Annotated in this window: 19 protein-coding genes and 1 pseudogene; 12 read left to right on the top strand and 8 right to left on the bottom strand. The window is 71.3% G+C overall.

The features are described from left to right. On the bottom strand, positions 1 to 972 hold the full coding sequence (locus ACQPZW_RS12250; RefSeq protein ID WP_433794970.1) for an alcohol dehydrogenase catalytic domain-containing protein: 972 nt from the start codon (positions 970 to 972) through the stop codon (positions 1 to 3). An 80-nt stretch (positions 973 to 1,052) separates the two neighbouring features. Between ACQPZW_RS12250 and ACQPZW_RS12245 the strand changes: the two genes are divergently transcribed. From ACQPZW_RS12245 to ACQPZW_RS12230, 4 genes are all read left to right on the top strand, one after another. Beyond that, positions 1,053 to 2,183, top strand: coding sequence for a hypothetical protein (locus tag ACQPZW_RS12245; RefSeq protein ID WP_433794969.1), 1,131 nt, complete (start codon positions 1,053 to 1,055; stop codon positions 2,181 to 2,183). A gap of 4 nt (positions 2,184 to 2,187) precedes the next feature. Next, positions 2,188 to 2,949, top strand: a complete 762-nt coding sequence (locus ACQPZW_RS12240) for an SDR family oxidoreductase (protein WP_433794968.1) — start codon at positions 2,188 to 2,190, stop codon at positions 2,947 to 2,949. After that, entirely contained in the window at positions 2,946 to 4,067 is a 1,122-nt protein-coding gene (locus ACQPZW_RS12235) for a sulfotransferase family protein (RefSeq protein WP_433794967.1), read from the top strand. Before ACQPZW_RS12240 ends, ACQPZW_RS12235 begins: the two co-directional genes overlap by 4 nt. A 247-nt stretch (positions 4,068 to 4,314) precedes the next feature. After that, positions 4,315 to 5,313: a polysaccharide deacetylase family protein gene (locus ACQPZW_RS12230; RefSeq protein ID WP_433794966.1), complete on the top strand. Its 999-nt coding sequence runs from the start codon at positions 4,315 to 4,317 to the stop codon at positions 5,311 to 5,313. A gap of 63 nt (positions 5,314 to 5,376) precedes the next feature. On the opposite strand, the gene ACQPZW_RS12225 is transcribed toward ACQPZW_RS12230, so the two are convergent. Together ACQPZW_RS12225 and ACQPZW_RS12220 are read right to left on the bottom strand one after the other, a co-directional pair. Further along, positions 5,377 to 5,850 (bottom strand): SAM-dependent methyltransferase, encoded by a 474-nt coding sequence (locus tag ACQPZW_RS12225; protein ID WP_433794965.1) that lies wholly within the window; start codon positions 5,848 to 5,850, stop codon positions 5,377 to 5,379. Between the two features lie 86 nt (positions 5,851 to 5,936). Continuing rightward, complete coding sequence (locus ACQPZW_RS12220; RefSeq protein WP_433794964.1) at positions 5,937 to 7,100, bottom strand: nucleotide disphospho-sugar-binding domain-containing protein; 1,164 nt, start codon at positions 7,098 to 7,100, stop codon at positions 5,937 to 5,939. Positions 7,101 to 7,267: 167 nt separating this feature from the next. Between ACQPZW_RS12220 and ACQPZW_RS12215 the strand changes: the two genes are divergently transcribed. Next, positions 7,268 to 7,834 (top strand): NADPH-dependent FMN reductase, encoded by a 567-nt coding sequence (locus ACQPZW_RS12215; RefSeq protein ID WP_433794963.1) that lies wholly within the window; start codon positions 7,268 to 7,270, stop codon positions 7,832 to 7,834. A 60-nt stretch (positions 7,835 to 7,894) separates the two neighbouring features. Here ACQPZW_RS12215 and ACQPZW_RS12210 read toward each other — a convergent pair whose 3' ends face one another. Beyond that, positions 7,895 to 8,434, bottom strand: coding sequence for an SRPBCC family protein (locus ACQPZW_RS12210; protein ID WP_433794962.1), 540 nt, complete (start codon positions 8,432 to 8,434; stop codon positions 7,895 to 7,897). 80 nt (positions 8,435 to 8,514) lie between these two features. Then, entirely contained in the window at positions 8,515 to 9,495 is a 981-nt protein-coding gene (locus ACQPZW_RS12205; protein ID WP_433794961.1) for an NADPH:quinone reductase, read from the bottom strand. 238 nt (positions 9,496 to 9,733) lie between these two features. Here ACQPZW_RS12205 and ACQPZW_RS12200 point away from each other — a divergent pair, with 238 nt between their 5' ends. The 4 genes from ACQPZW_RS12200 (at position 9,734) to ACQPZW_RS12185 (ending at position 14,305) form a co-directional block, all read left to right on the top strand. Beyond that, on the top strand, positions 9,734 to 10,891 hold the full coding sequence (locus tag ACQPZW_RS12200) for a 3-deoxy-7-phosphoheptulonate synthase (protein WP_433794960.1): 1,158 nt from the start codon (positions 9,734 to 9,736) through the stop codon (positions 10,889 to 10,891). Positions 10,892 to 10,917: 26 nt separating this feature from the next. Next, positions 10,918 to 11,688 (top strand): 2,3-dihydro-2,3-dihydroxybenzoate dehydrogenase, encoded by a 771-nt coding sequence (locus tag ACQPZW_RS12195; RefSeq protein WP_433794959.1) that lies wholly within the window; start codon positions 10,918 to 10,920, stop codon positions 11,686 to 11,688. A gap of 77 nt (positions 11,689 to 11,765) precedes the next feature. After that, on the top strand, positions 11,766 to 12,407 hold the full coding sequence (locus ACQPZW_RS12190; protein ID WP_433794958.1) for an isochorismatase family protein: 642 nt from the start codon (positions 11,766 to 11,768) through the stop codon (positions 12,405 to 12,407). Next, complete coding sequence (locus ACQPZW_RS12185) at positions 12,404 to 14,305, top strand: anthranilate synthase family protein (RefSeq protein WP_433794957.1); 1,902 nt, start codon at positions 12,404 to 12,406, stop codon at positions 14,303 to 14,305. The genes ACQPZW_RS12190 and ACQPZW_RS12185 overlap by 4 nt, the downstream gene beginning before the upstream one ends. 48 nt (positions 14,306 to 14,353) lie before the next feature. Here the strand turns inward: ACQPZW_RS12185 and ACQPZW_RS12180 are convergent, their stop codons facing one another. The 3 genes from ACQPZW_RS12180 to ACQPZW_RS12170 are packed head-to-tail and all read right to left on the bottom strand — an operon-like array spanning position 14,354 to position 17,830. Continuing rightward, on the bottom strand, positions 14,354 to 15,613 hold the full coding sequence (locus ACQPZW_RS12180; RefSeq protein WP_433794956.1) for an MFS transporter: 1,260 nt from the start codon (positions 15,611 to 15,613) through the stop codon (positions 14,354 to 14,356). A gap of 1 nt (position 15,614) precedes the next feature. Then, complete coding sequence (locus tag ACQPZW_RS12175; RefSeq protein WP_433794955.1) at positions 15,615 to 16,592, bottom strand: glycosyltransferase family 2 protein; 978 nt, start codon at positions 16,590 to 16,592, stop codon at positions 15,615 to 15,617. Between the two features lie 29 nt (positions 16,593 to 16,621). Next, positions 16,622 to 17,830: an IS701 family transposase gene (locus ACQPZW_RS12170; protein WP_433794954.1), complete on the bottom strand. Its 1,209-nt coding sequence runs from the start codon at positions 17,828 to 17,830 to the stop codon at positions 16,622 to 16,624. Positions 17,831 to 18,242: 412 nt separating this feature from the next. On the opposite strand from ACQPZW_RS12170, the gene ACQPZW_RS12165 reads away from it, so the two are divergent. The 3 genes and pseudogenes from ACQPZW_RS12165 to ACQPZW_RS12155 all read left to right on the top strand — a co-directional run. Then, a complete protein-coding gene (locus ACQPZW_RS12165; protein ID WP_433794953.1) occupies positions 18,243 to 19,778 on the top strand; it encodes a class I adenylate-forming enzyme family protein in 1,536 nt (511 codons plus the stop codon). Beyond that, positions 19,778 to 21,712 (top strand): FAD/NAD(P)-binding protein, encoded by a 1,935-nt coding sequence (locus ACQPZW_RS12160; RefSeq protein WP_433797518.1) that lies wholly within the window; start codon positions 19,778 to 19,780, stop codon positions 21,710 to 21,712. The genes ACQPZW_RS12165 and ACQPZW_RS12160 overlap by 1 nt, the downstream gene beginning before the upstream one ends. Then, positions 21,709 to 23,022: pseudogene (locus ACQPZW_RS12155) on the top strand (lyase family protein); the annotation flags it as partial. The gene ACQPZW_RS12160 and the pseudogene ACQPZW_RS12155, both read left to right, overlap by 4 nt. Positions 23,023 to 23,037 lie beyond the last annotated feature (15 nt).

Raw genomic sequence — 23,037 nt, 5'->3', positions numbered from 1 at the left:
TCAGAGGACGATGACGGCGCGGCCGGTGAGGGCGCCGGCCGCCAGTTTCGCGTAGGCCCCGTCGATCTCGGCGAAGCCGAACTCCTCCACCTGGTTGCGGATCAGGCCGGCCCGGGCCAGGGCGATCACCTCCTGGGCATCGGCGATCGAGGAGCCCTGGAAGGTGAACACCTCGCCGTCGCGGGGCAGGCTGGAGAACCAGGGGCCGCGCAGCCTGCCGCCGGCCGAGCCGATCAGGCCGTAGGCGCCGCCGGTGCGGACCGCCCCGATCCCGGCGGCGATCGTCTCGTCGGTCCCCACGAAGTCGAGGACGACGTCGGCTGCGCCGGGCACGGTCGCCTCACCGGCGTGCGCCCCGATCTCCGCGGCGTAGTCGAGACGGGCGGGCAGCGGATCCACGGCGACGACCCGTGCGGCCGTCAGCACACGCACGAACTGGATGGCGAACGCACCGAGGCCGCCGGCGCCGATCACCACGACCGTGCCACCGGCGGGGATGCGGGGCAGCGCACGGCGTACCGCGTGGTAGGCCGTTGCTCCGGCGTCGGTGAGCGGCCCGGCGTGCCGGGGGTCCAGGTCGCCCAGCGGCAGCAATGCCCGCCGATCACGGACCAGCACGTAGGCGGCGAGTCCGCCGTCGCGCCCGTAACCGCGGCCGGCCCGCCCGTACGGGCATCCGCTGTCCTGTCCGCGGACGCAGTGCCGGCAGGTTCCGCAGGAGGTCGGCGAGACCAGGGCGACCGGCTCGCCGGTGTCGGCGATCCAGCCGGCCGTCTCGTGGCCGAGGGTGAACGGCATCGACCAGCCGAGCTGCTGCCCGACGGCGGCGGGTAGGTGCCGCATGGTGAGGTCGGAGCGGCACAGCCCGCAGCCGGCCACCCGCACCAGGGTCTCGCCGGGGCCGGGCGAGGGATCCGGCACCTCGACCGTGCGTGGGGGCTCGCCCCAGCCTGTCATCCGATACGCCAGCACGCCCTCCAGAGTGGAACCTGTTATCGCAGCGGGTCAAGGAGAGATTGACCAGAAACTAGAACGAGTTCTATTGTCAGGGCGTGCTCACCACACCGTTCGCGGAAGCGATCCAGGAGGCCGAGCGGGTCATCACCGGTGCCCCGCACGTGCGCGACGAGCTCGATCTCGTCGAGGGCTACGACTATCTGGCCGGCAGCATCCGCGCGTCGGTGCAGATGGCGTGGGCGTACCAGCGGGACTTCCCCTACTTCGTCCGGTCCACCGGCCCGTACACGAAGATGGGCCTGGACAATCCGGACACCCTGTATTTCCACGCGTGGCTGCGCGACGACGCCGAGTACGTGATCACCGGCGAGCGCGGCAGCACCGTGGACCTGAGCTTCCAGATCCTCGACGGCGACTACTCGCCGATCCGGGTGCCGGGCAGTCTCGCCGCCTTCGACGATCGGGAGATCGAGATCGGGCCGGACGGCTCGTACCGGATGTTCCTCGGTCCCGGCCTGAGGAGCGCCGGGATGCTGGTGGTCCGGGAGGTCTTCAGTGACTGGGCCGCCGAGCGGCCCGGAATGCTGCGCATCCAGCGTGCGGACCGGACCGGTGCGGCCCCACCTCCCCCCACGCTGGATGCGCTGACCAAGCGGTATGGCGTGGCCGGAAAGATCCTGATCAGCCGGCTGCGCACGTTCCTCGCCTTCGCCGAGCGGTTCTACCTCGGCCTGCCGGTGAACACGCTCACCGAACCGCGGTCCACCCCGGGCGGGCTGACCACGCAGTTCTCCTCGGTCGGGCACTACGACCTCGACGACGACCAGGCGATGATCGTGACGGTGCCGGTCAGCGACGCCCCCTACCAGGGCATTCAGCTCGGCAGCATGTGGTATGTGTCGCTCGACTACATCAACCACCAGACCAGCCTCACGCGCGACCAGGCACGGATCGACCCGGACGGCATGATCCGGTACGTGATCAGCGAGAGGAACCCGGGCGTCGCGAACTGGCTCGAGCGCACCGGGCACCGCCGGGGCTACGTGCAGTTGCGCTGGCAGCGGCTGTCCCGAGAGCTGACCCCCGAAGACGGGCCGAAGGTTGACGTGGTGGCCGTCGACGACCTGCCGAAACTCCTGCCGTTCCACACACGGATCGGGCCGGAGGCGTGGCGCGAGCGGATCGCCGCACGGCAGGCCGCGGTCGCGGCCCGGATGCTGGGCTGAGCCGGTGCTGCTCGACGGCAAGGTGGTGATCGTCGCCGGGGTCGGCCCGGGGCTCGGCACGTCGATCGCGGTGCGGGCCGCCGGGCAGGGTGCCTCGGTGGTGCTCGCCGCGCGTACCCCGGAGATCCTGCATGATCTCGCCGCGAAGACCGGAGGGCTCGCGGTGCCCACCGACCTGACCGACGACGCGGCCGTGCAGAGGCTGACCGACGCGGCGACGAGCCGGTTCGGGCGGATCGACGTGCTGGTGCACAACGCGTTCGCGATGCCGCCGATGCAGAGTCTCGGCAAGGTCGACCTGGCCGACTTGGGGACGTCGTTCGAGGTCAACGTCCTCGCCGCGCTGCGCACGATCCGGCACGTCACGCCCGCACTGATCGCGTCGCGGGGCGCGATCGTGGTGGTCAACTCGGCGGTGCTGCGGCACTCGCGGCGACCCTTCGGCCCCTACCGGCTGACCAAGGCCGCCCTGCTGGCGGCGACGCAGAATCTGGCGAGCGAGCTCGGACCCAAGGGGGTACGGGTGAACTCGATCGCGCCCGGCTGGATCTGGGCCGACCAGTTGCGTGGCTGGTTCGAGTTCCAGGCGGCACAGCGCGGGGTGCCCTCCCGGCAGATCTACGACGAGGTCGCCGCGACCACGGATCTGCGCCGCCTGCCCGAGCCGGACGAGGTCGCCGACGCCGCCCTGTTCCTCGCCTCGGACATGGCACGCGGCGTCACCGGCGCGTGCCTCGACGTGAACTGCGGGGAGTTCCACTGGTGACCACGTCTGCGCGGACCGATGTCGGGAGCTTCGACGACCTGCACGCGTCGGCGAGCCGGCTCACCGGGCTGGACGACTTCGGGGGCGGTGACGACTACGCGGACGGGCTCCGGGTGCTGCTCCGGTCGTACGCCGACGAGGCCGCCCTGACGCCCGCCGGCAGCAAGCGGACCCGCGGCCTGTTGCGCGGCGCTCTGGTCTCGCGCCTGCTCGCCGAGGCCGCCTGGCGGGAGTTCCCGCAGCACGCCGGGGTGGCGATCGAGCGCCCGGTGTTCGTCACCGGACTGCCGCGCACCGGCACGACCGCCCTGCACCGCCTGCTCACCGCCGACCCCGCGCACCAGGGGCCGGAGCTGTGGCTGACCGAGATCCCGCAACCGCGCCCGCCGCGCGCCGAGTGGGCGTCGCACCCGGTCTTCGTCGCGCTGCGTGAGGCTTATCAGGGGATCGGCCTCGACGGCGTGCACCACATGCGGCCGGAGCAGGTCGAGGAGTGCTGGCGGCTGCTGTGCCAGTCGATGACGTCGGTGTCGTTCGAGTGCACGGCGTACGTTCCCGGCTACTCGTCCTGGCTGAACGCGCACGACTGGACCGCGGCCTACGCCCGGCACCGCCGCAACCTGCAGCTCATCGGCCTGCACGATCAGGGCCGGCGCTGGGTGCTGAAGAACCCGAGCCACCTGTTCGCGCTCGACGCCCTCTTCGCGACCTACCCGGACGCCGTCGTCGTCCAGACGCACCGCGATCCCGGCACCGTCATCGCGTCGGTGTGCAGCCTCAACGAGCGCGCCTCGGCCGGCTGGTCCACGGTCTTCACCGGGCCGGTCGTCGGGCGGGCGCAACTCTCGCTGTGGTCCCGGGGGCTGCGGCGCTTCCACGCCGACCGCGCCCGCCACGATCCGTCGCGGTTCATCGACGTGCGGCACGCCGACCTGGTCGCCGATCCGATGGGCGCCGTCGACATGATCTACGAGCGGCTGGGGGCACGGTTGAGCGGACCGGCCCGGACCGCGGTCCTCGAGGCGAGCACGCGGGGTACGCCCAGCCCGGCGCACACCTATGACCTGGCCGCCTTCGGGCTCACTCCGGCCGATGTGTCCTCGGCGTTCTCCTCGTAAGTTTCGGAATTGTGGTCCGTAACATTATCGGTGACCCTTTCTGCGAAGTTCATTGAAACGTTTTCTAGCTGGGATTACGCGAGATAAACGATCGTCATTGCTTCCGGTACGTTTCCGAAAGTTGTTGACACTGTGGCGTGACCGACCTAATACTCGCTGGCGAGGGGGATCGCTTCCCGTCGATCCCCTCGACCCCAGGCCTGGGTTCCCCGCCAGGCGTCATCAGGTCGTCAGAAGGACGAATTCCATGTCCAGAGTCCCCACCGCCACTCTGTGGCGACGTTTCATGGCCATCGCGCTGACCGTCGGAGTGGCCGCCGTCGGGCTCGTACTCGCCGACCCGGCCGCACGCCCGTCCCGAGCCGCCGCCTGCAACGGCTACGTCGGCCTGACCTTCGACGACGGCCCGTCCACGAGCAACACCCGCAACCTGCTGACCGCCCTGCGCAACAACGGGCTGCGGGCCACCATGTTCAACCAGGGTCAGTACGCCGCGGCCAACCCCGCCCTGGTCAAGGCCCAGGTCGACGCGGGCATGTGGGTCGCCAACCACAGCTACACCCATCCGCACATGACCCAGCTCAGCCAGTCCTCCATGGAGTCGGAGATCTCGCGGACCCAGTCGGCGATCGCGGCGGGCGGCGGCGGCACCCCGAAACTGTTCCGGCCGCCCTACGGCGAGACCAACGCGACCCTGCGCTCGGTCGAGCAGCGATACGGCCTCACCGAGATCATCTGGGATGTCGACTCGGCCGACTGGAACAACGCGAGCACGGACGCGATCGTCGCCGCCGCGGCCCGGCTCACCAACGGCCAGGTCATCCTGATGCACGACTGGCCGGCCAACACGGTCGCCGCCATCCCGCGCATCGCCCAGGGCCTGTCCGCACGCGGCCTGTGCGCCGGCATGATCTCGCCGGCCACGGGACGGGCGGTCGCCCCCGACGGCTCCGGTGGAGGTGGCGGTGGCGGCGGGAGCGCTACCTGCACCGCAACGCTCTCCGCCGGGCAGTCGTGGGGCGACCGTTACAACCTCAACGTCGCCGTCACCGGTTCCACCAACTGGACCGTGACCCTCAACCTGCCGTCCCCCGCCAAGGTCATCAACAGCTGGAACACCACGGCCACCTGGCCGTCCGCCCAGCAGATGGTCGCCAAGCCGAACGGCAGCGGCAACAACTTCGGCCTCACCGTCCAGCCCAACGGCAACTGGAACTGGCCGAGCGTCTCCTGCACCGCCACCTGACCCGACCCGTTCCCCCACCAGCGGCGCGGCGGCCCCACGGCCGCCGCGCCGCGGCCTTTCGCGTCAGAAGTAGCCGTTCATCAGCTCCAGCGACCACTGTGGCTCGCGGACGGATCCACGCGGGGCGAACCCCTGCCGGTACGGCTTGACGTCGAGCACCGGTGTGCCGTCCACGGCGTCCAGGCCCCGGACGGTGATCGTCAGGCCGTCGGCCGACACCAGCTCGCAGACGGAGATGCCGATGTGGTTGGGCCGCGCCGGGTCACGCTGGGCCAGGATGCCGACCGCGGGCCACGCCCGGTTCCCCCGCGGATGTTGAGCGCTGCGACACACCCGGTCGGCCAGGTGGAACGAGTAGACCACCTCGACGTGCGAGAAATCGCTCAGCCCGGTCGTGGCGCTCGGCTCGAACACCTCCGGATCCAGCTCGATCCGTGACACGACGTCGCCCCAATAGGGCTTCCTCAGCCGCTCCTCGCCCTCCGTGCGCGCGCTGCGGACGACGCCAACGAGATCGATCGGCTTGATCTTCGGCATTCGTGCCTCCATGCCTGGTAGCTGGTGATTCCGCCAAGTTGTATATCGACATCGGGCCCGGACGGGACCATGGACGTCCGAGTCCGTCACGTCCCGGCGGCCACCCGATCGGCCAGCGCCGCGAGCCGCCGGGCCGCGGCCTCCGCTCCCCCGCTCCGGCGGACCAGCTCCCCCAGACGCCGGGCGTTGGCCCGCACGGCATGGTCGTCGAGCATCCTCCGGGCGGCGGCACGGATGTCCTCGACGGCCGCCGTGCCCGGCAGGCTCAGCCCGACGCCGTGCTCCACCACGAAATCCGCCGTCCGGGGCTGGTCGAAGGCGGCGACCCGCTGGTCCTCCGCCTCGCCGGTGAGACACAGGACGCCGATGCCGTGGGTGAGCGCACGCATCACCGTTCCGTAGCCGGCGTGGTTGACCACGAACGACGCCCGGCGCATGACCGGACCGTGGGTCGCGAACGCCACGACGCGGGCATTGCCGGGAACGACGATCCGGTCCGGGTCGACGGTCCCGGTCGTGGCCAGCACGTGGACCGGAAGCGTAGCCAGCGCGTCCAGTGCGCGCTGCAGCTTGGCGACCGAGTTCTGGATGGCGTCGGTGGTGAAGCTGACCAGCACCAGCGGGGTCGGATCGTCGGCGGGCCAGGGCAGATCGTACGGGCGGGCCTGGGTGTCGTCCTCAAGGATCGGGCCGCCGTAACGGACGTTGGGCCACGGGCGCTCACCGGCGCCGTCGAAGCCGTCAATCGTGTTGACCATGAACAGGTCCCGGCCGCCGAACAGCTCGTCCAGGCCGGGCAGCGGCTCGAAGCCCTGCGCGGTCCGGGTCCGGCTCTGATGCCGCATCATCTCGTGCCAGCTGGGCAGGGTCCGCCGCAGGAAGGAGTGCAGGATCACCGCGGTCGGCACGCCGAAGCGGGGGGCCGCGGCCAGCGCGCCGCCGAAGTTCGAGTCGATCACGACCGCGTCCGGGCGCTCCGACCCGGCGAGCGTCAACAACTCCTCGGCGACCGCGGGCGAGGTGAGGTACGCCAGCGTGCGGCCGCGGGGATCGTCCTGGTAGCGGTCGGCGTTCGCGTACGCCTGGTGGAGCTCGACGGCTCTGAACTCGGTGCCCCGCAGCTTGGCCGTCATCTCCGGCCGCCCGGCGAACACCACGCTGTGACCCAGCCTCGTCAGGGCCCGGGCGACGCCGAGACCGTACGGCATGTTGCCGCCACCGTCGTAGCACGCCCACAGGAACCTGCCCATGTCGCTCTCCCCTCACGTCGATCCGGCCTCATCGACAACTGTCGGTGCGGGGGCCCGTCAGCACACGTCATGCCGAGCGGGTCTGTCAGGTGTGGGAGGAAAGGCAGCGAACATGAGGTATATGTACGTCCATGCTGGATTCGCCGCCCACCTCCGGAGGAATCACCGTGTCAGACTCCCCCCTGCGCCTCGGCGTGATCATCGGCAGTGTGCGGGAGGGCCGCGTCGGGCCCACCGTCGCGGACTGGCTGCTGTCGCGGCTCAAGGAGCGGCACGAGTTCGAGGTCGACCTCATCGACCTCGCCGACTTCGACCTGCCGGCGCGCCTGGACGGCGGCGGCCACACCGCCGAATACCTGGCCCACCTCGACCGGGCCGACGCGTTCGTCGTCGTGACCCCGGAGTACAACCACGGCTACCCCGGCAGCCTGAAGATCGCGATCGACACCGCCAAGGAGGAGTGGCTGGCCAAACCGGTCGCCTTCGTGGCCTACGGCGGCGTGGCGGGCGGGCTGCGCTCGGTCGAGCAGCTTCGGCCCGTCTTCGCCGAGCTGCACGCCGTCACGGTCCGGACGGCGGTGAGCCTCCACGGGGTCCACTCGCTGTTCGGCGAGGACGGCCGGCTCCTCGATCCCGGGAAGACCGAGGCCGCCGCGGACGACATGCTCAACCAGCTCGGATGGTGGGCTCACACCCTGCGCGCTGGCCGCGGCAACGGCACGTTCCGCGGCTGAGAGGACCGGGCCGGCCCGGTCGCGGGAATCGCGACCGGGCCGGCGGCGCCCGCCGCACCGTCACGACTCGATGACGGCCTTGAGGCTCTCCAGGGTCCGGGCGACGTCCTGTTCCAGCTTCTCCGACCACTCCCGGAAGAATCGCCGGCGCTGCTCCTCGTCCATGTCGGCGACGATCTTGTAGATGCCCTCGGTGGGCCGGTCCATCCGGAAGTGGTGGGTGAGGACGGATCCCTCCGCGGCCGGCTCGATGTCGAAGCCCCAGACGCTCTGCTGGTTCTCACCGACATGCGTCAGCATGGCCCAGCGGAATGTTCGGCCCGGCTCGGCGGCGGTGATCCGCGCCTGGGTGTACCACACTCCGCGGACCAGCGGCGCCCAGCCGACGACGTCGTCGGCGCGCAGGTTCTCGCCGCGGAATACCGCGCCCACGGTGGCCGGCTCACCGGAGATCCACTCCCCTCCGGTGCATTCGGGACTCCATTCCCTACTGCGCGGCAAATCGCTGACAACGGCATACACCTCATCCACCGAGGCCTTTACCGTGATCTGCGCGCGCACAGCGAACACCGGCGATTTATCGATGATCGACTCAGTCATGAATCCATCGTCGTCAGCCGACCGGAGTGGGTCAAAGAACGTTTCCAGGGTTCGTCAGGTCAGCGTTCCCCGGCAGTCGTTCACCGACCGGTGCACAGGACCAGCCGCCGGCCGTGCGCCTCGCCCGCCTCGACCCGCCGGTGCGCCTCGGCCATCGCGCTCAACGACAGGATCTCCACGGACCGCGGGCGCAGCCGCCCCTCGGCGAGCATCCGGTTGACGGCGACCGCGGCCTCGGCCAGTTCCCCGACTCCGGCCTGGGAGATCGCGAACCCGGCAATCGTGCAGTCCTTCAGATAGAGGGCACCCACCGGCAGCGTCCTACGGGTGCGCAGGCCGGCCAGGAGCACCAGTCGTCCGCGGCGGGCCAGCAGCTCCACCGCGCCCTCGACGTCGTTCGCCCCGGCCGTGTCGACGTACAGGTCCACCCCCTCCGGACAGGCCGCATGGAGACGCCCGGCGAGATCCGGGTCACGATAGTCGAGCACCTCGGCCGCGCCGATCGACCGGCAGTAGTCCGCATCGGCGGCGCTCGCGGTCGCGACCACCCGCGCGCCGGCGGCTACCGCCAGCACGACCGTCGCCGCTCCCACGTTGCCGCCCGCACCGACGACGACCACGGTCTCACCCGCCCGCAGCCGGCCGTGGGTGAACAGCGCCAGGTAAGCCGTCGACGCGGGGTGCGCGACGGCGACCGCGTCCTCCGGCCGGACTCCGCCGGGCAGGTGATAGAGCCGGTCGACCGGGACCACCGCCTGCTCGGCGGCCGCGCCCTGCCGTCCGGCATGACCCAGGCTGCTCGACCACACCCGGTCACCGGGCCGGAAGCCGGCGACACCCGGCCCGGCCGCCGCGACCGTGCCGGCCAGATCGCGCCCGACGACGAACGGGAACTCCAGCGGAGTACGCCAGGCGCCGGACCGAACGAAGGTGTCCACGTGGTTGACCGTCGCGACGACGACGTCGACGAGCACGTCGTCCGGCCCGGGCACCGGCGCGGGCAGTTCGCCGAATCGGATGTTGCCCGGCGGGCCGAGCTCTTGGATGTAAGCGGCACGCATGACTCGACACTATGGCAGCCACGATCTTTCCCGCCGGGGTCTCCGCCCGATGTCTGTCAGGTCCGGCCCCGCACCTGACACACTCATTCGCCACTCGTTGCCGAGACTCGGGCGCCCTTCCAAGAATGGATTGCAATAGTGGCGAAAATGCAATCTAGGAGTGCTTGGCAATGACCGGCAACCCTGCTGCCCACCATTCTGCCGAATCGATGCCGAAAGCCGTGCGACGGTGACCGCGGTGCTGCGGGATGTCGTGCGGGACATCAGCCGGCGACCGGCCCGGCAGCAGCCCGGCTGGGCGGGCGCCGACGGGCTGGCCGCCGCCCGCGACGAGCTGCGGGCACGGGCGCCGCTGGTGAGTCTCGCCGAGGTGGCGGCCCTGGGACGGGCCCTGGCCCGGGTCGCCGCCGGCGAGGCACACGTGGTCCAGGCCGGCGACTGCGCCGAGGACCCGGCCGAGTGCGGCGTGCACGACGTCCGCGGCAAGACCGGCCTGCTCGACCTCCTGGCCGGGCGGATGCAGCTGCGAACCAGGCGCCCGGTGCTGCGCGCCGGGCGGATCGCCGGGCAGTTCGCGAAGCCGCGAACCCGGGACACCGAGACCGTCGGCGGCCGTGAGCTGCCGGCCTACCGCGGCCACCTCGTCAACGGCCCGGAACCCGATCCCGGCGTCCGCCGGCCGGACCCCCGCCGTCTCGTCCACGGCCACGACGCCGCTCGCCGCGTCATGCGCGCCCTCGGCCGTACGGACGGCGACGCACCCGTCTGGACCAGCCACGAGGCGCTGGTCCTGGACTACGAGCTGCCGCAGCTGCGGTCCACCCCGGACGGGCGGATCTTCCTCGCCTCGACGCACTGGCCGTGGGTCGGCGACCGTACCCGGCACCTGGACGAGGCGCACATCGCACTGCTGGCCGCCATCGAGAACCCGGTGGCCTGCAAGGTCGGCCCGCTGATGAGCACCGGCGATCTCGTCGCCCTCTGCGATCGGCTCGACCCCCGGCGCGAGCCCGGCCGGCTCACGCTGATCGCCCGGCTCGGCACCGAGCACACCGCCGCACGACTGCCCGGGATGGTCCGCGCGGTTCGCCAGGCCGGCCACCCGGTCATCTGGCTCACCGATCCGATGCACGGCAACACCGTCGTGACCGCGGCGGGGATCAAGACCCGCTACCTGGAGACGGTGCTCCGGGAGGTCCGCGACTTCCAGTGCGCCGTGCGCGGCAACGGTGGCGCCGACGGTGGACTGCATCTGGAGGCCACCGCGGACGACGTCACCGAATGCGTCTCCGGCCCCGGCGACGTGGACCGGGTCGGCGACAAGTACACGACGCTCTGCGACCCGCGACTCAACCCCGATCAGGCGCTCCGCGTCGTCGACGCCTGGAACGCCTGACCGGCCCAGCAGTGAGGAGGATCGTGATGGAGGACAGGATCGCTCTCGTGACCGGTGCGGCCGGGGGCATCGGCGCCGCCACGGCCGGCGCGCTCGCCCGGCAGGGCGCCCGGGTGGCCGCACTCGACGCCGCCACCGAGCAGCTCGACACCGAGGTCGCCAAGCTCCGGGCCGAGGGACTCGACGTCACGGCGTTCCCCACCGACGTCGCCGCTCCCGGACGGGTCGAATCCACCGTGGCGGCGGTGGAACGGCTGCTCGGGCCGGTCGATCTGCTCGTCAATGCGGCGGGTGTGCTGCGCACCGGCACGGCGGTCGAGCTCGGCGACGAGGACTGGTACGCCACCCTGGCCGTCAACACGCTCGGTGTCGTCCACGTCTGCCGGGCGGTGGTGAAGCGGATGATCCCCCGCCGGCGTGGCTCCGTGGTCACCGTCGCCTCCAACGCGGCCTTCGTGCCACGGCAGGGCATGGCCGCCTATTCCGCCTCCAAGGCCGCCGCCACGGCGTACACCAAATGTCTGGCCCTCGAGGTCGCCCGGTACGGGATCCGCTGCAACGTGGTCGCCCCCGGCTCCACCGACACCGCGATGCTCCGTGGCATGTGGACCGACGAGAGCGGCCCGAGCGCCACCCTCGACGGCGACGCCGGCGCCTACCGGGTCGGCATCCCGCTCCGCAAGATCGCCACCCCGGCCGAGATCGCCGACGCGGTGTCCTTCCTGCTCTCGGACCGCGCCGGCCACATCACGATGCACCACCTGACCGTCGACGGCGGCGCGGCGCTCGGCGTGTGAGCAGAACCGGTCCCTCGCCCATCGCCGCCGGAAAGAGGCATGTGATGTCCGGAATTCCCCCTGTCCCGTCATACCCGATGCCGGTCGAGGCCGACCTGCCCACTGCCATCCCGCCGTGGCGGGCCGACGCGCGCCGCGCCGTCCTGCTCATCCACGACATGCAGGAGTACTTTCTGCGGCCGTTCGACGCGGCCCGCTCACCACGCCGGGAGCTGGTCGAGAACATCACCCGGATACGCGAGCGATGCGCCGAGCTGGGCGTGCCGATCGCGTACACCGCCCAGCCGGGCCGGATGACCGAGGCCGATCGCGGGCTGCTCGCCGACTTCTGGGGCGCCGGCATGCGGGCCACGCCGGACGACCGGAACGTCGTGGCCCCGCTGACACCGGCGCCCGGCGACTGGCTGCTGACCAAATGGCGTTACAGCGCCTTCTTCCGCAGCGACCTGCTCGACCGGATCCGCGCCGCCGGCCGCGATCAGCTCATCGTCTGCGGCGTGTACGCGCACGTCGGTGTGCTGTCCAGCGCGCTGGAGGCGTACACCAACGACATCCAGGTGTTCATGGTGGCCGATGGCGTCGCCGACTTCTCCGCCGAGCGTCACCGGACGGCGCTCGACCACGCCGCCCGTACCTGCGCGGTGGTCCAGCCCACCGACCGCCTGCTGGCCGCGCTGGACGCGGCGCTGGTCACCGGCACGAAGGAGACCGGGCGATGAGCGAGGACCTGCTGACCCGGGTGGCCCGCGGCGAGGTGCCGGCGTTCGCGCTGGTGCACCGGCCGCACACCGGCGATCCCGGTCGCGTGGAGGTCCTCGCCGGCGAGGTGCACACCGTTGCCTCGGTGGCCGAGATCCCGTTACGCGACGGCCCTGGGGACGGCCCCCACGACGTGCTGGCGGTCGTTCCGTACCGCCAGGTCACCGAGCGGGGCTACGCCTGCATCGACGACCGCGAGCCGCTGCTGGCGCTCGTCGTCCGGGAGCAGGACTCGGCCGGCATCGACCGGGTGCTGGCGACTCTGCCGGCCCGCGCTCCGGCGCTGGCCGACGGTGGCGGGTTCGACCAGGACGAGACCGCCTACGCCGGCACGGTGCGTGGCGTCATCGACGACGAGATCGCGGCCGGTGAGGGCGCGAACTTCGTGATCCGCCGCTCCTGGACCGGCGAGCTGGTGGACTACTCGCCCGCACAGGCTCTCGCGTTGTTCCGGCGCCTGCTGCTGAGCGAGTCGGGGGCGTACTGGACGTTCGTCATCCACACAGGCACACGCACTCTCGTCGGCGCCACCCCGGAACGGCACATCAGCGTCGACGACGGTGTCGCCGTGATGAACCCGATCAGCGGGACCTACCGTTATCCGCCGGGCGGCGCCACGGCCGACGGCGTGCTGGGCTTCCTGGCCGACGGCAAGGAACGCGACGAGCTCTCCATGGTCCTCGACGAGGAGCTCAAGGTGATGGGGCGGATCTGCGCCCGGGGCGGCCGGGTCTTCGGCCCGTTCCTGCGGGAGATGGCCCGGCTCGCGCACACCGAGTACTTCATCGCCGGGCGTACCGACCTCGATCCCCGCGAGATCCTGCGGGAGACGATGTTCGCGCCCACCGTCGTCGGCAGCCCCCTGGAGAACGCGTGCCGGGTCATCGCCCGGCACGAGACGGCCGGGCGCGGCTACTACAGCGGGGTGGCGGCGCTGATCGACCACGACAACGGCGGCAGCGGCCGCGACGTCGATGCGGCGATTCTCATCCGTACCGCCGAGATCAGCGACGCCGGCCGCCTGCGGATCAGCGCCGGCGCGACCCTGGTGCGGCACTCCGACGCCCGCGCCGAGGCCGCCGAGACCGAGGCGAAGCTGGAGACGCTCCTCGCGGCCCTGCACACCGGCCGGTCCCACCCGCCTGGACCGTCGCCCACGCCGCCCCGGCTGCACGGCGACAGCCGGGTGCAACTGGCGCTGGCCCGGCGCAACAACGACGCGGCACGGTACTGGTTCACCGACCACGACCAGGACGGCCCCGTGGACGCGAGCAGTGGACGGGTGCTGGTGGTGGACGCCGAGGACACCTTCACCTGGATGCTCGGCCACCAACTGCGCTCACTCGGCTGGCAGGTGGACGTGCGCCGGCACGACGAGCGGCTCGACCCCGGCCGGTACGACCTCGTGGTGCTGGGGCCCGGCCCGGGCGCCCCCGACGATCCGGCCTCGGCCAGGATCGGCCGGCTGCGCGGGCTGGCCCGGGACCTGATCCGGCGGCGCCGCCCCTTCCTGGCGGTCTGCCTCAGCCACCAGGTGCTCAGCACGCTGCTCGGTCTCCCGGTCCGCCGCCGGCCGCAGCCCCACCAGGGCGTCCAGCTCACGGTCGACCTGTTCGGCCGCCGACGCACCGTGGGCTTCTACAACGCGTTCGCCGTCTACAGCACCGCCGACAAGATCGAGATACCGGGCGGCGACGTGGTGGAGATCGGCCGCGACCCGGTCACCGGGGAGGTGTACGCCCTGCGTGCCCCCACCTTCGCCTCGTTGCAATTCCATCCGGAGTCGATCCTCAGCCGGGACGGCATCGACGTCCTCGCCGAGACCGTGGACCACGTGATCCGGTCCGCACACGGGTGACGGTGGACCAGCGCGCGATCGTGCCGGGCACGATCGCGCGCTGGTCGTCTACGTCTGGCTGTCGGACCCCTGACGGGCGGGACTGTGCACACCCGTCAGCGCCGCCGAGGGCAGCCGCGGCGCGAGCATCGTCAGCAGTGGGACGGTGCCGAGAGCGGCGGCCGCGATCACCGCCCACGGGACGTCCGGCCCGACCGTGAGCAACGTGGAGAACATCACCGGCGTGATCATGCTCGCGATGAAGAACGAGTACTGGAACGACGCGAGATAGCGGCCGCGGACGTCGGCCGGAGCAGCGTCCGTGGCCATCGCGGTCGACGACGGCGAGTGCAGCATCTGGGCTGCCGCGTAGCAGAGGATCGCCACGGTGCACACCGGCACGGCCCAGCCGTCCGGCACATGCCGCGCGCCCAGGATGCCCGCCGCCCAGCACGCCCAGAGCACACCGGCCGCGGCGAGCGAGATCTGCCGGGGCAGGCGCCGGGTCCAGCGGACCACGGCCGGCTGCATGACCGCCTGGACGACCGTGTTCATCACCAACAGGGGGCCCACGGCCCATTCCACGCCGGGCATCTCGCCGGCCACGAACGGCGGGAAGCCGACGCTGAGCAGCACGTTGCAGAGCGCGAACACGGTGTTGAGGGCGATCAGGCCGAGGTAAGGACGATCACGCAGCAGAACCCGGTAGCCGCGCGGCTCGTCCGGCGTCACCGAGCGGGCCCGGGCCGCGGGCACACCGGCGAGCACCAGCAGGGCGGCGACGGCCAGCAGGATCGCGTTGCCCGCGATGAGCCAGCGGTAGACGGACATCGAGCCGGCCGTCAGAGCGAACCCGGCGAGCGCAGCGCCGACACCGTAGCCGGCCGCCCGCAGGGCTCCCGAGATGCCGTACCACCGGTCCCTGGCGCGTGGGTCGGCGTCGCCGTCGGTCAAGCCGCTGATCAGCGTATAGATCGACGCCCAGAAGGACAGGCGGCCGACCGAGGCGATCGTCGCGACGGCGAGCACCGAGGCCGAGCCCGACACGAGAACGTACCCGAGGAAGCCGGCGCCCTGCAGAACCTGCGCGACCAGGACCACGGACTTGGCGCCCCACCGGTCGACGAGCCGTCCCACCAGCAGCGGAACCGGCAGGGCCAGCAGACTCGACAGGGTCAGCAGCAGGCCGATCTGCGCGAGCGGCGCGCCGGTGCTCCCGGTCAGATACAGCAGCGACAGCGGGATGAACAGGCCGTTCGTCAACGAGTCGATGGTCAGCACCGCGAAGACGCAGGCGGACGTGAACCGGCGTGGCCGTTCCGTGCTCATGTCAGATCGCTTCCTTCACCAGCTGACGCAGCCGGCTCGTGTCCGCCTGGGCCAGAAGCTCCAAGAGTTGCCGTTCGGTGGCGGGCAGCCCGTCGACGACCCGAGGCGGCACCCGTTCGACGAAGGTTCGCGCGAGGGCGAGCGGGTGGCTGAGGCTGTCGTCGTCGTACGACTTCAGTGCCCGCAGCGCGTCCTTGATGTCGCCGCGGCACATGTCGTCGGCATACAGATCGACCAGTTCCGGGGCCGCCGCCGCGATGACGTCGTAGGTGTCGAGGACCATGGTCATGCGGGCGGCGAAGACGGCCGGCTCGTACTTCCGCTGGGTGATGGACGGGACGCCGCCCTCCCGGACCCGCCACAGATAGACGACCTGCGCGAGGACGTCGACCGCCGAGGCTTCGAGGTGCGCGCGCATCATCACGGGGGCGTCCTCGAAGGCGGGCAGGGAGAACTCGAGGCGCCGCTCGTCCCAGAAGGCACGGCGGAACACCTTGTTCCACACCATCCGGTCACGCACCAGGGCGGCGCGACGGCGGATGTGCGTACGCCGCAGATCGTGCTCGAAAGTGTCCTTGTATCCGTGGTGGGCCCGGGTCTCGGTGCTGCTGAACCTACGGACGTCGCCGCTGGCCAGGTCGGATCCGCTCGCCTCGAGCGACCCGACGAGCGCGGCGTAGGCGGACGGCGGCACGATGTCGTCGCTGTCGCAGAACGCGAGGTAGCGGCCGCGGGCCACGCGTACGCCGGTATTGCGGGCGGCGCTCAGCCCGGCGTTGGGCTGCTCGACCACCCGGACGCGGGAGTCACGGCGCACGACGGCGTCGGCGAGCGCCCGGCTGCCGTCGGTGGACCCGTCGTCGACGACGACGATCTCCAGGTCGCGGAGCTCCTGGCCGACCAGGGAGTCGAGACAGGCGGCGACGTACGGCTCGACGTCGTACATGGGGACGATGACACTCAATACGGGTGGCGGCATGGCGGTCGGCTCCCTTTCTCGAGTACGGGTCAGCTGACCCGTAGCTGTTCGCGCCGGCGATCGGTGTGCCCGGACATCACGGCGTGCGCCACCGAGACGAGGGTGGCGTGACGGTGCCAGCCGGTGAACGTGCGCCCGGCGTAGTCGCGGATGCCGACACGCTCGGCGGTTCCGGACTCCTCCAGCCGGATCCGCTGCACGAGGCTGGCCGCGTACAGCGTCTCCGGCAGCCGGTGACGGGGCAGATTGGTCAGCCAGGTGTGCGGGGCACGGCCGTGCCGGGCGCCCCCGATGCACAACAGCCGCAATCCGTCAGCGGACCCGGCCTCCCGGGCGGGCCGGGCCGGGACGGCGGGCAGCTGGACCGGCACGTCGGCGACGGCGCTGATGTGGACGGCGCCACTCTCGCCCGGCCCGGACCAGGACACCGGGCGCCGCATGGAGTGGCTCGCCCACGCGATCCGTTCCGCCGTCATCAACGTACCGAGCCGGCCGAGGAGGTTCGGATCGTTCACGACCAGCGGCGTGCCGGGGGCGACGAGCAGCAGGAACGGCGTACCGGTCAGGGTCAGGCGCCGCGCCGCGGCGAGGGCGTCGAGCCGGTTGGCGTCCAGCACGAGCGGGAGCCCGTCGTCCGGGACGATATCCCGGACCGCGTCCACGACCCCGCTCTCCACGGTGCTGGGCCGCAGGTCGGTGGGGATGACGGCACGCAGGCGGCGTTCGTCGTCGGCGAGCCACTCCCGCGGGACGTGCAGCCACCATGCCACCGGGAGGCTGCCGTACTCCGACGCCGCCCAGATCCCGAACGACAGCTGCACGTTCTGGGGCCGCCCGCGTTCACCGAAGAAGGACGGCGCGACCCCGACCGAGTGCTCGCCGGTCTTGGGCACCACCATGGGCTCCACCACCCAGGCCCGCACCGGCCGGTGTGAGCGCGCATGCTCGACCAGCGCCCGGCGCACCGGCATCCAATCCCAACTGGAGTCGTTGATGAAATGGTGCAGACTCTGTTCTGCGCCGGATCCGTGGAACGACTGCGCGATGTTGCGTACGGACTTGCGCCCCGGCGTGGTGAGCAGGCCGGTCACATATATGTGCGCCTTTTCCCGCTGATCCCGGCGCCGCAGCGTGCGGAACAGCTCGGCACATAACCGCTCAGCTGCACTTTCGTAGTGATTACGGGCGCCCGGACGGAACCCGAAATCGCCATGACCGCGCTCGTTCTCCTGTCGCATGAGTCTCCCCCGATTTGCCTGCCGGCGCACGCCGAATCTCTGCCATGCCGGTACGAGTTTGCAGCTCATAGAGGGTATGCCGAGATCATGAACGCATCTAGCGACCATTATGGACGATCATGCCACCAGCGGCATGGTGGCAGCGGAATGCCGTGAGAACTCATCATCGCCCACCGTTCCGATTGTGACGATCCACAAGAAACAGCCATTCCATTGTGAGTTCTCACGAATCACGGTCCGTGAAGTCCGAGCCATTGTTCGCCTATGCGGCACGAACCTGACAGACGATCGGCGCGACCTTTGACGGAACTCGGCTCAGCCGAGAGTCTTCCGGGCAGGCCAATGGCGCCGCATCAAGCGAAAAGGGGCTACCTCCATGATTCTGCAAAGGATCGGGAATCGGGGAATCCGATTGGGCACGCTCTTCGAGCGAGCCGCCGCGCGGCATCCCGCCCGGACGCTCTCACTCGATCACGATCTCGACGTCGCGCCCGGCTTCCCGCGCCGGGCGAGCTACGCCGCCTTCGCCGAGCTGGTCGCCGACCTCTCCGCGCGCCTGGCCGCCGCCGGAGTCGGCCCCGGCCAGCGGGTCGTCCTGCACAAATCGCACGGCTTCGACATCACGCTGCTGGCGTGCGCCATCGCCCGGGTCGGCGCCGTGCCGGTGCTGCTGTCGCCGAAACTCGACGGCGCGACGGTAGACGCGCTCATCCGCCGGGTCGACCGGCCGTATCTGCTCACTGACCAGCGCAAACTGGAAGAGGAGCTGCCGCCGACCGTGTTCGAGCAGACCCGGGGCGTGCTGTTGGCCACCGGGCGGTTCAACGGCGCGGTCGAGCTGCAGAAGCTCGCCGGCTCGCCACCGGTCGCCGCGCATCCGGCCGCCCCGTACGATCCGGCGCTGATCACCCACACCTCCGGCACCACCGGGTTGCCGAAGCTGGCCGTACACACCGGATTCACGCTGCAGTCCCGCTTCCGGCCGCAGGACGCGGCGGCCCGGCTGTTCGTGCGAGGCCGCCAGACCATCGCGATCCACGTGTCGTTCGTGCACTCCCGGATGTTCACCGCCCTGTCGATCCCACTGCTGCGCGGCTTCGAGATCATGGTGCTGGCCGACGACGATCCGGCCCGTGTGGCCGACACGTTCGCCGCGCAGCGCCCCACCATCATCGAGGCCCATCCGAACACCTTCATGGCGTGGGAGGAACTGGCCGACGACCCTCGTGGGCCGCTGGCCGACATGCAGACGTTCAGCAGCACCTTCGATGCGATCCACCCGCGTACGGTGCAGCGGATGCTCGAGGGCAGCCGGCGCCGGCGGCCGCGCTTCGTCCAGATGTACGGGCAGAGCGAGATCGGGCCCACCACGATCCGCAGTTATCACCTGGGCCGCAGCCGCGAGGACGACCTGCGCTGTGTCGGCATCCCGTTCCCCGGCATGACCGGCGCGAGGGTGGTGAGCCGAGGTGGCCGCAAGCCGTCCAGGGACACCCCCGGCTACATCGAGATCCGCAGCAACGGGCGGATCGTCACGTACCTCGGCGAGGAGGATCGCTACCAGCACCAGATCTCGAACGGCGGCTGGTGGCGCATGGGCGATGTCGGCTACCGCGGCCGCTGGGGCTGCGTCCACCTGCTCGATCGAGAGGTCGACGTGATCGAGGGCTTCGGCAGCACGCTGGCGGTCGAGGACGCGCTCTTCGGCCGGATCGGAGACCTCACCGAGGTGGTCATCATCCCCGGACCGGACGGCCGGGCCGTGCCGGTGGTCTGCACCCGGAACGACACGCCCCTGGATCTGCTCTCGTGGCGGACCGCGACCGCGGATCTGCCGCCGATGGCCGAGCCGGTGCAGTGGCGCCACGGGGACCTCCCGCAGACGTCGACGACCAAGATCAAGAGGCTGGAGCTGGCACGGCTGGTGGCCGCCCGGAGCGGCGCGTGATGGGCACGGACGCCGGCATCCAGATCTGCATCGTCGGCGCCGGGCCGCGCGGGCTGTCGGTTCTGGAGCGGCTGTGCGCCAACGAGCGGGCGGCCCGCAACGGACGGCCGGTCACGGTCCACGTCGTCGATCCGTGGGCACCGGGCGCCGGCGCGGTATGGCGCTCCGATCAGTCACACAACCTCCTGATGAACACCGTCGCCTCGCAGATCACCCTGTACACCGACGACAGCGTCTCGATCGCGGGCCCGATCGAGCCCGGCCCCAGCCTGTACGAGTGGGCGACGGCCGATGACCGCGCGGAGGGCCTCGGACCGGACTCGTATCCGACACGGGCCCTGTACGGCCACTACCTCGAAGCCTGTTTCGAGAGGGTGGTACGCGAGGCGCCGGAGACGATCACGGTTCGGGTGCACCGGTCCCGGGCCGTCGCGATGGCCGACACCCACGGCGTGCCGGGCGGCCCCCAGGGGGTTCGGCTGGAGGACGGCACCCGGCTCAACGAGCTACACGCCATCGTCATGGCGCAGGGGCACGTTGCGGTCCGGCTGACTCCACGGGAAGCGCGGACCGCCAGCCTGGCCCGCATCCACTACCTGACCTACGTGACGCCGGCCAACCCCGCTGACGTGGACCTCAGCGCGATCGAACCGGGCCGTCCGGTGCTGCTGCGCGGGCTCGGCCTGAACTTCTTCGACTACATGGCGCTGCTCTCGGCCGGCCGGGGTGGATCGTTCCGGCGGGATCCCGCCACCGGCCGCCTCACCTACCACGCCTCGGGAGCCGAGCCGCGCATGTACGCCTTCTCCCGCCGCGGCGTGCCCTACCACGCCCGGGGACGCAACGAGAAGGGCGCCTTCGGCCGGTACGAGCCACGCCTCCTGACCGCCGAACGCCTGGCGTCGATGCGATCGGACCGCACGGAGCCGCTGAACTTCACCCGTGATCTCTGGCCACTGATCTCCCGGGAGGTGGAGAGCGCCTACTACGGGGTGCTGCTCGCCGGCCGTGGTGACGTGGACCGCGACCGTCTGGTCACCGAGTACCTGACCACCGACGCGACCGGGCTCGACGCTCTCCTGGATCGTCACGGTGTCGAGCCCGCCGACCGATGGCGGTGGGAGACGCTGGTCAAGCCGTTCGGCGACCGCACTTTTGCCGACCACGCGAGTTTCCGGGCATGGCTGCTGGAATACCTGGCCCGGGACGTCGCGGAGGCCGATCGCGGCAACCTGAGCAGTCCGCTGAAGGCGGCGCTGGACGTGCTACGTGACCTGCGTAACGAGATCCGGATCGCCGTCGATCACAGCGGCCTCGACGGCGACTCCCATCGCGACGACCTGGAGGGCTGGTACACGCCGCTGAACGCCTTCCTGTCGATCGGCCCGCCGGCGTCACGGATCGAGGAGATGATCGCGCTGATCGAGGCGGGCGTACTCGACCTGCTGGGCCCGTCGGCCGAGGTACGAGTCGACACCAGCGCCCCGGCGTTCGTCGCACGCTGTGCCGCCGTGCCCGGACCACCGGTCGCCGCCAGGGCTCTCATCGAGGCGCGACTGCCGGAGCCGGATCTGCGCCGCACCGACGACCCGCTGCTGCGGCACCTGCTGGAAACCGAGCAGTGTGCGCCGTACCGGATCGCCACATCGGCGGGCAGCCAGTACGAGACCGGCGGCCTGGCCGTCACCGAACGCCCGTATCACCTGCTGGACGCCCGCGGACGGCCCCATCCCCGCCGGTTCGCGTTCAGCGTTCCGACCGAGTCGGTGCACTGGGTGACCGCGGCCGGCATCCGGCCCGGCGTGGACTCGGTGACGCTCGCCGACTCGGACGCGATCGCCCGGACGATGCTCGGCATGCCACCGGTGGCCGAGGTGCCGGTTCCGGTACGGCTGCCGCGGGCCGAGACCGACCTCACCGGAGTGCTGGTATGACGGCGGCTGACGTACCGGCCGAGGCCCTGGTGGACGCCGGCCTGTTCGCTCCGGTTCGCGCCGGGACACCGATCGAGGCCGTGGTGAGCGATCACGCCTGGCTGCAGGCGATGCTCGACGCCGAGGCGGCCCTTGCCCGGGCGCAGGCGGAACTCGGCTCGATACCCCCGGCCGTGGCCGGCGTCATCGGCGACGCGGCCCGGGCCGGGCGCCTGGACCCGCGGTCGGTCGCCCTGGCCGCGCGGGAGACCGCCAATCCGGTGGTCGCCCTGGTCGGAGCGCTCACCGCGGTCGTCGCCGCGGCAGACCCGGAGGCAGCGGGGTACGTCCATCTCGGCTCTACCAGTCAGGACGTGCTCGACACCGGCCTCATGCTGCTGGCCCGACGCGGGCTGACCGTGATCCGCGCCGATCTGGCCGCGATCGGTGTGACGCTCGGTGACCTGGCCGTTCGGCATCGGGACACCGCGATGGCCGGGCGAACGCTGGCGCTGCACGCCGTACCGACCACGTTCGGGCTCAAGGCGGCCGGCTGGCGCCGCCTGGTGCTCGACGCCGACGAGCGCCTGGCCCGGCTGACCGGCGGTGGCCTGCCCGTGTCGCTGGGCGGGGCGGCGGGCACGCTGGCCGGCTATCTGGCCTACGCGGACGCCGCCGACGGCTATCACGATCGGCTGATCGACGCGTACGCGGAGGAGACCGGGCTCGGCCGCCCGGAGCTGCCCTGGCACACCCTGCGCACCCCGATGGCCGACCTCGCCGCCGCGCTGGCGATGACCTCCGGGGCTCTCGGCAAGATCGCCGTGGATGTGCTGACTCTCGCTCGCACCGAGATCGGCGAGCTCGGGGAGCCGGGCGCGGACAGCCGTGGGGTGTCCTCGGCCATGCCGCAGAAGCGCAATCCGGTGCTGGCTACGCTGGTGCGGTCGGCAGCCCTGCAGGTGCCCGCGATGGCCGCCGCCCTGACCCAGAGCCTGCTGGCCGAGGACGAGCGGTCGGCCGGTGGCTGGCAGGCGGAGTGGTCGCTGCTGCGGGAGTGCCTGCGCTTGACCGGCGGGAGCTCCCATACGGCGCGCGAGCTGGTGGCGGGCCTCCACGTGGATCCCGAGCGGATGCGGCACAACCTGGACCTCACCCGCGGCCTGGTGACCTCGGAGCGGCTGGTCGCCGTACTCACGCCTCTGCTGGGCCGGGCCGCGGCCAAGAGGCTGGTCGTGACGGCCGCCGCGACGGCCGCGGCGACCGGGCGCGCTTTCGATGACGTCCTGGCCGAGAACGCGGATCTGCGCCGGCTCGTCACGCCGGCGCAGCTGGCCGGATGGTGT

It is taken from the genome of Actinoplanes sp. CA-252034 (assembly GCF_050956125.1).
GTDB lineage: Bacteria > Actinomycetota > Actinomycetes > Mycobacteriales > Micromonosporaceae > Actinoplanes.
This window is presented reverse-complemented; position numbering and strand designations above follow the sequence as displayed.